Source organism: Citrobacter sp. Cu096, from assembly GCF_030332285.1.
Lineage (GTDB): Bacteria > Pseudomonadota > Gammaproteobacteria > Enterobacterales > Enterobacteriaceae > Citrobacter > Citrobacter meridianamericanus.
Window position 1 is genome coordinate 513,156 of sequence record NZ_JAOWID010000018.1, and the last position, 13,786, is coordinate 526,941.

Genomic DNA, 13,786 nt, shown 5'->3' on the forward strand with positions numbered 1-13,786 from the left:
TGGGCACGCTTTGCGTGCCCGTTTTACAAGTTGGCTGCTATGCAGGAAAACAGATCCCATCCCGACACCACCTTTGCGTTGCGTAATGTCTCCTTTCGTGTGCCTGGCCGCACGCTTTTGCATCCTCTCTCTTTAACTTTTCCTGTGGGGAAAGTAACTGGCCTTATCGGCCACAACGGTTCCGGAAAATCGACGTTATTGAAAATGCTGGGGCGCCATCAGCCGCCGTCGGAAGGTGAAATTCTGCTCGACGAACAGCCGCTGGAGAACTGGAGCAGTAAAGCGTTTGCCCGTAAGGTCGCCTATCTGCCGCAACAGCTGCCGCAAGCGGAAGGAATGACGGTGCGGGAACTGGTGGCGATTGGCCGCTACCCGTGGCATGGCGCACTGGGACGTTTTGGTGTGGCTGACAGAGAGAAAGTAGAAGAAGCTATTTCGCTGGTCGGCTTAAAACCGCTGGCACATCGTCTGGTCGACAGCCTGTCCGGCGGGGAACGCCAGAGGGCGTGGATTGCGATGCTGGTGGCGCAGGACACCCGCTGCCTGCTGCTTGATGAACCGACTTCCGCGCTGGATATTGCCCATCAGGTTGATGTGCTTGCGCTGGTGCATCGCTTAAGTCAGCAGCGCGGGCTGACGGTGATTGCCGTACTGCATGATATCAACATGGCAGCTCGCTACTGCGATTATCTGGTGGCGCTGCGCGGTGGTGAAATGATTGCCCAGGGGTCGCCTGCTGAGCTGATGCGCAGTGAAACTCTGGAACAGATTTATGGTATCCCGATGGGCATTTTGCCACATCCGGCTGGTGCCGCACCCGTGAGTTTTGTCTATTAATGATTGAATTACATCATATTACCCGTCGGCGGCTGCTTGCGGCGATGGCGCTGTCGCCGCTGCTGTGGCGGATGAATACGGCACACGCTGCAGTGGTTGATACGCAACGCATTGTGGCGCTGGAATGGCTACCGGTAGAACTACTGCTGGCGCTGGGTATTACGCCGTATGGCATCGCGGATATCCCTAACTACAAGCTGTGGGTCAGTGAGCCCCCGTTGCCAGACTCGGTGATTGACGTTGGGCTACGCACGGAACCCAATCTCGAACTGCTGACCGAAATGAAACCCTCATTTCTGCTGTGGTCGGCAGGCTATGGTCCTTCTCCCGAAAAGCTGGCGCGAATTGCGCCTGGCCGGGGATTTAACTTCAGTGACGGTAAAAAGCCGCTGGCCGTTGCGCGACGATCGCTGCAGGAAATGGCGCAATTGTTCAATCTGCAAGCCTCTGCTGAACGCCATCTGACCGAGTACGATCGTTTTATCGCCAGCCTGAAACCGCGCTTTATTCAACGTGGTGCGCGTCCCGTGCTGCTGACATCCTTGCTTGATTCGCGACATATGCTGGTGTTTGGTCCGAACAGTCTGTTCCAGGACGTGCTGGACGAATATGCGATCCCCAACGCCTGGCAGGGCGAGACAAACTTTTGGGGCAGTACTGCCGTGAGTATTGACCGTCTGGCAGCCTTTCAGGATGCCGATGTTTTGTGCTTTGACCACGGCAACGATCAAGAGATGGCTGTGCTGATGTCTACGCCGTTGTGGCAGGCAATGCCGTTTGTCCGCAGCGGACGTTTTCAGCGTGTACCTGCCGTCTGGTTCTATGGCGCCACACTCTCGGCGATGCATTTTGCCCGCATTCTGGATAATGCGCTGGGAGGCAAAGCGTGAGTAAACGAATTGCGCTTTTCCCGCCCCTTCTGCTGGCGATTCTGTTTGTGGCTGCCTGCTGGTTGACCAGGATGAATTTTTCCGTTGCACTGCCGCGCAGCCAGTGGCAGCAGGCTATCTGGTCACCAAACATCAATCTCATTGAGCAGATGGTTTTCCACTACAGTCTGCTGCCGAGGCTGGCGATTTCGCTGCTGGTCGGCGCCGGACTGGGGCTGGTTGGCGTCTTGTTTCAGCAGGTGCTGCGTAACCCGCTGGCAGAACCAACCACACTGGGCGTCGCGACCGGTGCGCAGTTGGGCATTACCGTCACCACGCTATGGTCGATTCCTGGTGCCCTGACCACGCAATTTGCGGCGCTGGCGGGAGCATGTGTCGTTGGGGCGCTGGTGTTTGGCGTCGCCTGGGGCAAGCGTCTTTCCCCGGTGACGTTAATCCTTGCCGGGCTGGTGGTCAGCCTGTACTGCGGGGCGATTAACCAGTTGATGGTTATCTTCCATCACGATCAACTGCAAAGCATGTTTTTATGGAGCAGCGGTACGTTAACCCAAACCGACTGGAGCGGCGTACAACGCCTGTGGCCGCAGTTGCTGGGCGGCGTGATGCTGACGCTGCTGTTACTGCGCCCAATGACGCTGATGGGACTGGATGACGGCGTAGCGCGTAACCTCGGTCTGGCGTTATCGCTGGCGCGCCTGGCGGCCTTGTCGCTGGCGATTGTTCTCAGCGCATTGCTGGTTAACGCCGTCGGGATTATCGGTTTTATTGGCCTGTTTGCGCCGCTGCTGGCGAAAATGCTTGGCGCGCGGCGTTTGCTGTCGCGTCTGATGTTGGCTCCGCTGATTGGGGCATTAATCCTCTGGCTCTCTGACCAAATTATTCTGTGGCTGACCCGCGTATGGATGGAAGTTTCCACTGGTTCGGTGACGGCGCTGATTGGCGCGCCATTGTTGCTGTGGCTGTTGCCGCGCCTGAGGAGTATGAGCGCGCCGGATATGAATGCCGGCAACCGTATCGCCGCTGAGCGTCAGAATATACTGATGTTTGCGCTGGCGGGTGGGGCGATATTGCTGCTGACCGTTATTGTGGCGCTCGCGTTTGGCCGTGATGCGCACGGCTGGACATGGGCCAGCGGCGCGATGCTGGATGAACTCATGCCCTGGCGCTGGCCACGTGTTCTGGCAGCGCTGATTGCCGGGGTGATGCTGGCGGTAGCTGGCTGTATTATTCAGCGTCTGACCGGAAACCCAATGACCAGCCCGGAAGTATTAGGTATTAGCTCCGGGGCGGCATTTGGCGTGGTATTAATGTTATTTCTGGTCCCCGGAAATGCCTTTGGCTGGCTGATGCCGGCCGGGAGCCTCGGGGCGGCAGCCACCTTGCTTATCATTATGATTGCCGCCGGGCGCGGGGGCTTTTCGCCGCACCGCATGTTGCTGGCAGGGATGGCGCTCAGCACGGCGTTTACAATGCTGCTGATGATGCTGCAGGCCAGCGGCGATCCGCGGATGGCGGGGGTGCTAACCTGGATCTCCGGCTCAACCTATAACGCGAGTGGCGAACAGGTGCTGCGCACCGGGATTGTAATGGTTATCCTGCTGGCGATGACGCCACTGTGTCGTCGTTGGCTGACGATATTACCGCTGGGCGGCGATACGGCGCGGGCGGTGGGGATGGCGATCACGCCGTCGCGCGTAGGGTTACTGCTGTTGGCTGCGGGGCTGACGGCAACCGCAACCATGACGATTGGACCGTTGAGTTTTGTCGGGTTAATGGCGCCGCATATTGCTCGTATGATGGGCTTTCGCCGGGCGATGCCGCATATGCTGATTTCGGCGCTGGCGGGCGGCGTGTTGCTGGTCTTTGCTGACTGGTGTGGGCGAATGGTGCTGTTTCCGTATCAGATCCCGGCGGGGTTACTGTCGACGTTTATTGGCGCGCCGTACTTTATCTATCTGCTGAGAAAGCAGAGCCGGTAATGTAAACGCCTCGCCTTTACAGGCGAGGCGAATGGATCACAACTTTGCAAATACCCGACGCGCGGCGTCGATGGTGTTATTGATATCGTCTTCGCTGTGCGCCACGGACATAAAGCCCGCTTCGAAGGCGGACGGCGCCAGATAAACACCTTCATCCAACATCATATGGAAGAAACGCTTGAAGCGTTCAACATCGCACGCCATTACGTCCTGATAGCAGGTCACGGTTTCGGCATCGGTGAAGAAAATCCCGAACATCCCACCCACATGGTTAACCACCAGCGGAATGTTTGCTTCCTCGGCGGCTTCCAGTAGACCTTCCGCCAGACGTGTCGTCAGTTCGTTCAGCGTTTCATGAATACCCGGTTGGGCCACTTCGGTCAGACAGGCAAAACCTGCCGCCATCGCAATCGGGTTACCGGAAAGCGTACCCGCCTGGTAAACTGGTCCGGTCGGTGCCAGTGCGTCCATCACATCGCGACGGCCGCCGAATGCGCCAACGGGCATGCCGCCACCGATGATTTTACCCAGGCAGGTGAGATCCGGCACGACACCGTAATAATCCTGCGCACCGGCCAGCGCTACGCGGAAACCGGTCATCACTTCATCGATAATCAACAGCGCACCGAACTCATCGCACAGTGCACGCAGGCCCGGCAGGAATTCCGGCAGCGGCGGGATACAGTTCATGTTACCTGCGACTGGCTCAACGATGATGCAGGCGATCTCCTGAGGATATTGTTCAAATGCCGCACGTACTGAAACGAGATCGTTATAAGTGCAGGTCAGGGTGTGTTTCGCGAAATCAGCCGGAACGCCTGGAGAATTCGGCTGACCCAGCGTTAACGCGCCGGAACCGGCTTTGACCAGCAGGCAATCGGCATGACCGTGGTAGCAGCCTTCAAATTTGATGATCTTATCGCGGCCGGTGAAACCGCGCGCCAGGCGGATGGCGCTCATTGTCGCTTCCGTACCGGAGTTCACCATACGCACCATGTCCATGGTCGGCACGAGTTCAGTGACCAGCTCCGCCATTTTCACTTCCATCTCGGTTGGTGCGCCGAAGCTTAAACCGCGCTCTGCGGCTTCAATCACCGCATTACGGATTGCCGGATGGTTATGACCCAGTACCATCGGTCCCCAGGATCCGACGTAATCGATATAGGCTTTACCATCGACATCGTACAGATACGCGCCGTCGGCTTTTTCAATAAACAACGGAGTGCCACCCACGCCGGTAAAGGCGCGAACGGGGGAGTTAACACCGCCGGGGATAAGTTCGCGTGCTGCGTTGTAGAGGTTTTCAGACTTACTCATGGATGGGGTCCTGGTTCGTAGAAAAAGTGAATGCGGGCTATTCTAGTTATTCAGCGAAGGTTATGAAAGTTTTACGCATTTGAAACAATGCGATTTGCAGGGGATTTTCGTGAAATGTGCGAGTAGAATGCCGATTTCGTATTTGTATTACCAATTAATGATCATCTGATGAAGACAGACACTCCCTCTTTTGAAGCACAGCAAATTGTGCGTTTACGCCGTAGGGATCAAATCCGTCGACTCCTGGAACGAGACAAAACGCCGTTGGCGATCCTGTTGATGGCAGCGGTAGTTGGTACCGTAACAGGGTTGGTTGGCGTGGCATTTGAGAAAGCGGTGACTTGGGTACAGAATCAACGCATTGGCGCGCTGGTTCAGGTTGCCGACCATGCCGTTCTGGTGTGGCCTCTGGCGTTTATTCTCTCTGCATTGCTGGCGATGGTCGGCTACTTTCTGGTGCGTAAATTTGCCCCAGAAGCGGGCGGCTCAGGGATACCAGAGATTGAAGGCGCGCTGGAAGAGCTGCGGCCTGTGCGCTGGTGGCGCGTACTGCCGGTGAAATTTTTCGGCGGTATGGGTACGCTGGGTGCCGGTATGGTGCTCGGACGTGAAGGACCGACCGTACAGATTGGCGGTAATATTGGGCGCATGGTGCTGGATATTTTCCGCATGCGCAGCGCTGAGGCGCGGCATACTCTGCTGGCGACCGGCGCGGCTGCGGGGCTTTCGGCGGCGTTTAACGCTCCGCTGGCGGGGATCCTGTTCATTATTGAAGAGATGCGCCCGCAGTTTCGCTATAGCCTTGTGTCGATCAAAGCCGTGTTTACCGGCGTCATCATGTCGAGCATTGTGTTTCGTGTTTTCAACGGCGAGGCCCCGCTCATTGAGGTTGGTAAACTCTCCAATGCGCCAGTGAACACGCTGTGGTTGTATCTGGTCCTGGGGATTATTTTTGGCTGTGTCGGACCGTTGTTCAACACCATGGTGTTGCGGACTCAGGATATGTTCCAGCGTTTCCACGGCGGCGATCTCAAAAAATGGGTGCTGATGGGCGGTGCGATCGGCGGTCTGTGCGGGATCCTTGGCTTAATTACGCCTGAAGCGGCTGGTGGCGGGTTTAACCTGATACCTATCGCTGCGGCAGGGAATTTCAGCGTTGGTTTACTGCTGTTTATCTTTATTGCCCGCGTCATTACCACGTTGCTGTGCTTCTCGTCCGGCGCGCCAGGCGGGATATTTGCCCCGATGTTGGCATTAGGCACGTTACTTGGCACCGCGTTCGGTATGGCAGCAGCGGCCTCGTTTCCCCATTATCATCTGGAGGCCGGAACCTTTGCCATTGCCGGTATGGGGGCATTGTTGGCGGCCTCGGTGCGCGCGCCGTTAACGGGCATTATACTGGTACTGGAAATGACCGATAACTATCAGCTCATTTTGCCAATGATTATTACCTGTCTTGGCGCAACACTATTAGCCCAATTTATGGGCGGGAAGCCGCTATACTCGACAATCCTTGCCCGTACGCTGGCGAAACAGGAAGCGGAGCAGGCGGCAAAAAGCCAGAGTGCCGCCACGGGCGAGAATACTTGAACGAAATACCAGGGTATTAGATAATGGCCCAAAATATTGGGTTGAAATTTACCCAATTGCCGATGTCGTTTGGAGCAAAATATGAGTGATGACGTAGCGCTGCCACTGCAATTTACTGAAGCAGCAGCCAATAAAGTAAAAAGCCTGATCGCTGACGAAGATAACCCGAATCTGAAATTACGCGTGTATATCACTGGCGGTGGTTGCAGCGGTTTCCAGTACGGTTTCACCTTTGACGATCAGGTAAACGATGGTGATATGACCATTGAGAAACAAGGTGTTGGTCTGGTCGTTGACCCAATGAGCCTGCAATATCTGGTGGGCGGCGCGGTTGACTATACCGAAGGCCTGGAAGGTTCCCGCTTCGTTGTGACTAACCCGAATGCGAAAAGCACCTGCGGGTGTGGTTCTTCTTTCAGCATTTAAGTATGCGAGAATGAAAAAGCCGTGTTAATGACACGGCTTTTTGCTATCTGCTGTTATCATCCAGCGCAAACGTGGGTAATTTCAAATGCCAGCGAATAGCGGCAAGCCGAATTAGCAGGGTGACAACCATTCCCATCATACTGGCGTTTTCCAGCGAAACATTAAAAGTATAAAACGCCGTCGCATGCACGATCCCGCCGATAATACACGCGGTGGCGTAGATTTCGGTGCGCAAAATCATCGGAACTTCACGTGCTAACACGTCGCGAATGATCCCGCCGCCGACGCCGGTAATCACTCCCATACAAATCGCCACTAACGGCCCGGTTCCGGCGAGAAACGCTTTATTTACACCAATACCTACAAACACCGCCAGGCCAACGGCATCGAGCACCGGAAGGATCCACTTAGGTATTCGTCTGGGCTGGCGTACCAGTACGATCGTCAGCATGCTGGTGATCATCGCCACGACCAGATCGGTCGGATCCTTAACCCAAAAAACTGGCCCATTATCCAGCGCCATATCGCGGATTGTACCGCCGCCAACGGCGGTAACCACGCCAAGAACCAGGACACCAAACGGGTCCATACGTAATTTTCCGGCCAGTAATACGCCAGAGATAGCAAATACCGCAGTGCCTACAATATCAAGCCAATAGACGAGCATTGTCGAATCCCCACTGATAGCCCGACAGGCAGGCTCTATTTCACTTGTGAAAGCGCATTACAGAGTTGTTTTGCGGCGAGGATAATACGCGGGCTCGCGCGTTCGAACCAGTCACTATTCAGCGTAATAACGGGAATTTTTAGCTGGTTTCCCCAGTATTGCTCAATTTTCAGAGTTTCGCCCGGACCTCCGGTTGCAACAATTGCCTGAGGGGCGCGTGCCAGGACCTGCTCGCGACTAACCTGTGGCCAGGGAACCCGGCTGCCGGCAAAGATGTTTTCTCCGCCGCATACCTCAAGAACCTCGTGCTGAATGGAGCCTTTTCCACTGGTAAACAGAGGATTTGCGCCAAACTGGAGAAACACCCGTTTTTTGGGTTTGTTGCCATACTGAGATTTTAGTAAAGCATAATCATCAAGCAGGGTTTGCGCCGCCTGTTTGGCCTGCTCAGGTTTAGGGCTCCACGCTGCCAGCTGGCGGAGCGCATCAGCGACTTGCTCAATGGTAACGGCATCCACCCAGATGACCTTAATTCCCAGGGCGGTCAATTGATTCACCTGGCGTTCAGCATTGCCCCCGCGCCAGGCGACGACTAAATCCGGTTTGAGCGCCACAATGCGTTCAAGATTCATGCCTTGCCAGGTTGATACCTCTTCGATATTTTTCGCTTCGGGCGGATAGTTCGAGTAGCTGCTGACGCCTACGGGCGTAATGCCAGCGGCAAAGGCAAGTTCGGTATTGGCAGGAGAAAGCGTCACAACACGCGGCGCGGCGTAAAGGAACGCCGGGAGAGTGAAAAGCAGGGCGACCAGCGCCCTGGAGAATGATTTAGCCATGCGCCAGTTTCTGCACCAGCGTTTCAACCATCAGGCTTGACTGTTTGGCGGCAACCACCAGGAACTCGTCAAAGCTAAGGTGGGACTGCTGATCGGCGACGTCAGAGATGGCGCGAACCACGACAAACGGCACGTTAAAGTTATGGCAAACGTGCGCAATTGCAGTGGCTTCCATTTCTACGGCAATGGCCTGTGGGAAGTTATGCTGAATTTTTGCCAGACCAACAGAACCGTTAATGAAGGCGTCACCGCTGACGATAAGACCACGAACAGCGTTCAGGTTGAGTTCTGCGATGCAGGATTCCGCCGCAGCGATAAGTGCGGGATCGGCTTTAAAACCTGCCGGGCAACCCGGGAGCTGACCAAATTCATAGCCAAAGGCGGTGACGTCAGCGTCGTGATAACGCGCTTCGTCAGAAACCACAATATCACCAACTTTCAGCGTAGAGGCCAGGCCGCCCGCGGAACCGGTATTAATGATGGCATCTGGTTTGCAGCGTTCGAGCAGTAGCGTTGCGCCCAGCGCCGCAGCCACTTTACCGATACCCGATTTCAGTAGCGCAACCTCAGTACCGTTCAGTTGGCCGGTATAAATTTCACAACCGCCGATAGCGATGGTCTGACGGTTTTCGATTTTGTCACGCAGCAGCGTAACTTCTTCTTCCATTGCACCAATGATGCCGATTTTCATAGATTTACTCGCGATAAGCCAGATTTGAGGGCATAGTCTATCATGCGCTTAAGGGGTAGCGCATTTCTCAGGCGGGAGAGGATATGGTACAGATCGATTTCCGAAAAAAAATAAACTGGCATCGTCGTTACCGTTCGCCGCAGGGCATGAAGACGGAGCATGAGATCCTGCGTATTTTTGAAAGCGATCGTGGACGTATTATCAACTCTCCTGCTATTCGCCGGCTGCAGCAAAAAACCCAGGTCTTTCCGCTGGAGCGTAATGCCGCGGTGCGCACGCGCCTGACGCACTCGATGGAAGTTCAGCAGGTTGGGCGCTATATCGCGAAAGAGATCCTCAGTCGGCTGAAAGAACTCAAGCTGCTGGAGCAGTATGGCCTGGATGAACTGACGGGGCCGTTTGAGAGTATTGTCGAAATGTCGTGCCTGATGCATGACATCGGGAATCCACCGTTTGGCCATTTTGGTGAAGCGGCGATCAATGACTGGTTCCGCCAGCGACTGTATCCCGCCGACGCGGAAAGTCAGCCCCTTAGCGACGACCGCTGCCTGGTTGCGGCGCTACGTTTACGCGAAGGCGAAGAGTCGCTGAATGATATTCGCCGCAAGGTGCGTCAGGATCTCTGTCATTTTGAAGGCAATGCGCAGGGTATTCGTCTGGTGCATACTTTGATGCGAATGAATCTTACCTGGGCGCAGGTTGGCGGTATTTTAAAATATACCCGTCCGGCATGGTGGCGCGGCAGTACACCTGAAACACATAACTATTTAATGAAGAAACCGGGCTATTATCTTTCCGAGGAACCGTATATTGAGCGGTTGCGTAAAGAATTATCATTAGCGCCTTACAGTCGTTTTCCATTAACCTGGATTATGGAAGCTGCCGACGATATCTCTTATTGCGTAGCCGATCTTGAGGATGCCGTTGAGAAAAGAATCTTCAGCGTCGAGCAACTTTATCACCATTTGTATGAGGCGTGGGGACACCATGAAAAGGGTTCCCTGTTTAGTCAGGTTGTTGAGAACGCCTGGGAAAAATCACGTTCAAATACATTAAGCCGCAGCACCGAAGATCAGTTCTTTATGTATTTACGCGTCAATACGCTGAATAAACTGGTGCCGTATGCGGCCCAGCGGTTTATTGATAATTTACCGCAGATTTTTGCGGGTAGCTTTAATCACGCGCTGTTAGAAGATGCGAGTAGCTTCAGTCAGTTGCTGGGTGTCTATAAAAACGTGGCGGTAAAACATGTGTTTAGCCATCCAGACGTTGAGCAACTGGAATTGCAGGGCTACCGAGTCATCAGCGGGTTGCTGGAGATCTATCAGCCTTTATTAAAAATGTCCCAGTCAGATTTTACTGAACTGGTCGACAATGAAAGAGTTAAACGTTTCCCTATCGAATCACGATTATTTCAGAAGTTGTCTACTCGCCATCGTCTTGCTTATGTAGAGGCGGTTAGTAAAATATCAACAGGTTGCGCTGAGTTTTCGGTACTGGAATATTATTATCGCTGCCGGCTGATTCAGGATTATATCAGCGGTATGACAGATTTGTATGCCTGGGATGAATATCGTCGCTTGATGGCCGTAGAACAATAAATACTCATTTGTAAAGACGACCAATAAAATTTTACTTTTTCCTTAAACTCAATTCTGGAACTTAGCGCTATAAAACGACTCTGACGTATACAGCAATTTTGCGTTACCTGTTAATCGAGAACGAAACACATGAAAAAAACCACATTAGCAATGAGTGCACTGGCTCTGAGTTTAGGCTTGGCGTTGTCCCCTCTGTCTGCAACTGCGGCTGAGACGTCGTCTTCAGCAATGACCGCCCAACAGATGCCAAGCCTGGCCCCGATGCTCGAAAAAGTGATGCCATCGGTGGTAAGTATTAACGTCGAGGGGAGCACGACGGTGAATACGCCGCGTATGCCGCGTAATTTCCAGCAGTTCTTTGGTGATAATTCACCGTTCTGTCAGGACGGTTCTCCGTTCCAGAGTTCACCGTTCTGCCAGGGCGGCGCGCCGGGTGCTGACAATGGCGGCGGCCAGCAGCAGAAATTTATGGCGCTGGGTTCCGGCGTAATTATTGATGCTGCGAAAGGATATGTCGTGACTAACAATCACGTGGTGGATAATGCCACGGTGATTAAAGTCCAGTTGAGCGATGGTCGTAAATTTGACGCGAAGATCGTGGGTAAAGATCCACGTTCTGATATCGCGCTGATCCAAATTCAGGATCCGAAAAACCTGACAGCAATTAAGCTGGCAGATTCCGACGCGTTACGCGTGGGGGATTACACCGTGGCGATTGGTAATCCGTTTGGCCTCGGTGAGACCGTGACTTCCGGTATCGTTTCTGCGCTGGGGCGTAGCGGCCTGAACGCGGAGAACTACGAAAACTTTATTCAGACGGATGCCGCGATTAACCGGGGTAACTCCGGTGGTGCGCTGGTCAATTTGAACGGCGAGCTAATCGGCATTAACACCGCGATCCTCGCACCGGACGGCGGTAACATCGGTATCGGTTTTGCGATCCCAAGCAACATGGTGAAAAACCTGACTTCGCAGATGGTTGAGTTTGGCCAGGTTAAACGTGGTGAGCTGGGTATTATGGGGACCGAGCTGAGCTCTGAGCTGGCGAAAGCGATGAAAGTTGACGCTCAGCGCGGCGCATTTGTCAGCCAGGTGATGCCAAACTCTTCGGCAGCGAAAGCAGGTATTAAAGCCGGGGATGTGATTACCTCCCTGAACGGTAAACCTATCAGCAGCTTTGCCGCTCTGCGTGCGCAAGTGGGGACGATGCCGGTAGGCAGCAAAATTAGCCTTGGCCTGCTGCGCGACGGTAAGCCAGTCACCGTGAATCTGGAACTGCAGCAGAGCAGCCAGACTCAGGTTGATTCCAGCTCTATCTTCAAAGGCATTGAAGGTGCTGATATGAGCAACAAAGGTCAGGACAAAGGGGTCGTGGTTAGCGACGTTAAACCGAATAGTCCGGCTGCACAGATCGGCCTGAAGAAAGGTGATGTGATTATCGGTGCGAACCAACAGCCGGTGAAAAACATCGCCGAACTGCGCAAAATCCTCGAGAGCAAACCGGCTGTACTGGCGCTGAACATTCAGCGTGGCGACAGCTCCATCTATCTGTTGATGCAGTAATCTCCCTCAACCCCTTCCTGCACAGGAAGGGGTTCTTTTTGTGATACCTCCCACAACTCCATATTTATCCCTTCTGCTTTGTGCATTTGCACAATGTCGCCGCTTATTATCTTCCCTATGCTTGAGCTCTGCTCACAGGAGGAGTTTATGGCTGGCTGGCATCTTGATACCAAAATGGCACAGGATATCGTAGCGCGAACCATGCGCATTATTGATACCAATATCAACGTAATGGATGCCCGTGGGCGGATCATTGGCAGCGGCGATCGCGAACGTATTGGTGAATTGCACGAAGGTGCGCTGCTGGTGCTTTCGCAGGGTCGGGTGGTGGACATTGACGATGCGGTGGCCCGGCATTTACACGGTGTGCGGCAGGGGATAAACCTGCCGTTGCGTCTTGAAGGCGAAATCGTTGGCGTTATCGGGCTTACCGGCGAACCGGAACATCTGCGCAAGTATGGCGAACTGGTGTGTATGACTGCGGAAATGATGCTGGAGCAGTCGCGTCTGATGCATCTGTTAGCGCAGGATAGTCGCCTGCGTGAAGAACTGGTGATGAACCTGATCCAGGCAGAAGAGAATACCCCAGCGCTGATGGAATGGGCGCAGCGATTAGGCATTGATTTAAACCAGCCGCGTGTGGTGGCTGTGGTGGAGGTCGATAGCGGTCAGCTTGGTGTTGATAGTGCGATGGCGGAGTTACAGCAATTGCAGAGCGCATTGACTACGCCCGAACGTAATAATCTGATTGCGATTGTTTCTTTGACCGAGATGGTGGTGTTGAAACCGGCTCTCAATCAGTTTGGCCGCTGGGACGCTGAGGATCATCGCAAGCGGGTTGAGCAGCTCATTGCTCGCATGAAAGAGAACGGACAGCTGCGTTTTCGCGTGTCGCTGGGCAACTATTTTACCGGGCCTGGCAGTATTGCCCGCTCGTATCGTACGGCGCGCACGACCATGATGGTCGGTAAGCAACGGATGCCGGAAAGCCGTAGCTATTTCTACCAGGATTTAATGCTGCCGGTGCTGCTGGACAGTTTGCGCGGTGGCTGGCAGGCTAACGAGCTGGCGCGTCCGCTGGTACGGCTGAAAGCAATGGATAACAACGGCTTACTGCGTCGCACATTAGCGGCGTGGTTTCGGCATAACGTTCAGCCGCTGGCGACCTCAAAAGCGTTATTTATCCACCGCAATACGCTGGAATATCGCCTGAACCGAATTTCAGAGCTGACCGGGCTGGATTTAGGGAATTTTGACGACCGACTGCTTCTGTATGTCGCGTTACAGTTGGATGAGCAGCATTAATTTCTTGCCTGTTGGCGCTACGCTTATCAGGCAAAATGCCGGGGGCGGCTTCGCCTTACCCGGCATACGAACACATTCACTCGC

13 protein-coding genes are annotated in these 13,786 nt (G+C 54.1%); 9 read left to right on the plus strand and 4 right to left on the minus strand.

Going from position 1 to position 13,786, the window contains the following annotated elements:
- Positions 1–39 precede the first annotated feature (39 nt).
- Genes fhuC through fhuB form a run of 3 tightly spaced genes read left to right on the plus strand, consistent with a single transcriptional unit; the run spans position 40 to position 3,706 of the window.
- Positions 40–837 (plus strand): Fe3+-hydroxamate ABC transporter ATP-binding protein FhuC, encoded by a 798-nt coding sequence (gene fhuC / locus OGX99_RS03825; protein ID WP_151216782.1) that lies wholly within the window; start codon positions 40–42, stop codon positions 835–837.
- Positions 837–1,727, plus strand: a complete 891-nt coding sequence (gene fhuD / locus OGX99_RS03830; protein WP_151216783.1) for a Fe(3+)-hydroxamate ABC transporter substrate-binding protein FhuD — start codon at positions 837–839, stop codon at positions 1,725–1,727. The genes fhuC and fhuD overlap by 1 nt, the downstream gene beginning before the upstream one ends.
- The gene (fhuB, locus tag OGX99_RS03835) at positions 1,724–3,706 is read left to right on the plus strand and encodes a Fe(3+)-hydroxamate ABC transporter permease FhuB (protein ID WP_151216784.1); all 1,983 of its coding nucleotides are present in this window, start codon (positions 1,724–1,726) and stop codon (positions 3,704–3,706) included. The genes fhuD and fhuB overlap by 4 nt, the downstream gene beginning before the upstream one ends.
- Positions 3,707–3,742: 36 nt before the next feature.
- Here the strand turns inward: fhuB and hemL are convergent, their stop codons facing one another.
- Positions 3,743–5,023: a glutamate-1-semialdehyde 2,1-aminomutase gene (hemL, locus tag OGX99_RS03840; protein WP_151216785.1), complete on the minus strand. Its 1,281-nt coding sequence runs from the start codon at positions 5,021–5,023 to the stop codon at positions 3,743–3,745.
- 168 nt (positions 5,024–5,191) lie between these two features.
- On the opposite strand from hemL, the gene clcA reads away from it, so the two are divergent.
- The 3 genes from clcA to erpA are packed head-to-tail and all read left to right on the plus strand — an operon-like array spanning position 5,192 to position 7,039.
- The gene (clcA, locus tag OGX99_RS03845) at positions 5,192–6,613 is read left to right on the plus strand and encodes a H(+)/Cl(-) exchange transporter ClcA (protein ID WP_151224580.1); all 1,422 of its coding nucleotides are present in this window, start codon (positions 5,192–5,194) and stop codon (positions 6,611–6,613) included.
- Between the two features lie 23 nt (positions 6,614–6,636).
- The gene (yadW, locus tag OGX99_RS03850; RefSeq protein ID WP_122973801.1) at positions 6,637–6,702 is read left to right on the plus strand and encodes a small protein YadW; all 66 of its coding nucleotides are present in this window, start codon (positions 6,637–6,639) and stop codon (positions 6,700–6,702) included.
- Positions 6,695–7,039 (plus strand): iron-sulfur cluster insertion protein ErpA, encoded by a 345-nt coding sequence (gene erpA / locus OGX99_RS03855; RefSeq protein ID WP_003018581.1) that lies wholly within the window; start codon positions 6,695–6,697, stop codon positions 7,037–7,039. The genes yadW and erpA overlap by 8 nt, the downstream gene beginning before the upstream one ends.
- 43 nt (positions 7,040–7,082) lie before the next feature.
- On the opposite strand, the gene OGX99_RS03860 is transcribed toward erpA, so the two are convergent.
- The 3 genes from OGX99_RS03860 to mtnN are packed head-to-tail and all read right to left on the minus strand — an operon-like array spanning position 7,083 to position 9,233.
- Positions 7,083–7,706, minus strand: coding sequence for a TRIC cation channel family protein (locus tag OGX99_RS03860; RefSeq protein WP_151216786.1), 624 nt, complete (start codon positions 7,704–7,706; stop codon positions 7,083–7,085).
- Between the two features lie 35 nt (positions 7,707–7,741).
- Entirely contained in the window at positions 7,742–8,542 is an 801-nt protein-coding gene (btuF, locus tag OGX99_RS03865) for a vitamin B12 ABC transporter substrate-binding protein BtuF (RefSeq protein WP_151216787.1), read from the minus strand.
- Positions 8,535–9,233 (minus strand): 5'-methylthioadenosine/S-adenosylhomocysteine nucleosidase, encoded by a 699-nt coding sequence (gene mtnN, locus OGX99_RS03870; RefSeq protein ID WP_286542723.1) that lies wholly within the window; start codon positions 9,231–9,233, stop codon positions 8,535–8,537. Before mtnN ends, btuF begins: the two co-directional genes overlap by 8 nt.
- 83 nt (positions 9,234–9,316) lie before the next feature.
- Between mtnN and dgt the strand changes: the two genes are divergently transcribed.
- The 3 genes from dgt (at position 9,317) to cdaR (ending at position 13,702) form a co-directional block, all read left to right on the plus strand.
- Complete coding sequence (gene dgt, locus OGX99_RS03875; RefSeq protein WP_151216788.1) at positions 9,317–10,834, plus strand: dGTPase; 1,518 nt, start codon at positions 9,317–9,319, stop codon at positions 10,832–10,834.
- Positions 10,835–10,963: 129 nt separating this feature from the next.
- Positions 10,964–12,397: a serine endoprotease DegP gene (gene degP / locus OGX99_RS03880; protein ID WP_187253755.1), complete on the plus strand. Its 1,434-nt coding sequence runs from the start codon at positions 10,964–10,966 to the stop codon at positions 12,395–12,397.
- A 147-nt stretch (positions 12,398–12,544) separates the two neighbouring features.
- Positions 12,545–13,702, plus strand: coding sequence for a DNA-binding transcriptional regulator CdaR (gene cdaR, locus OGX99_RS03885; protein WP_151216789.1), 1,158 nt, complete (start codon positions 12,545–12,547; stop codon positions 13,700–13,702).
- The last annotated feature ends 84 nt before the right edge of the window (positions 13,703–13,786 follow it).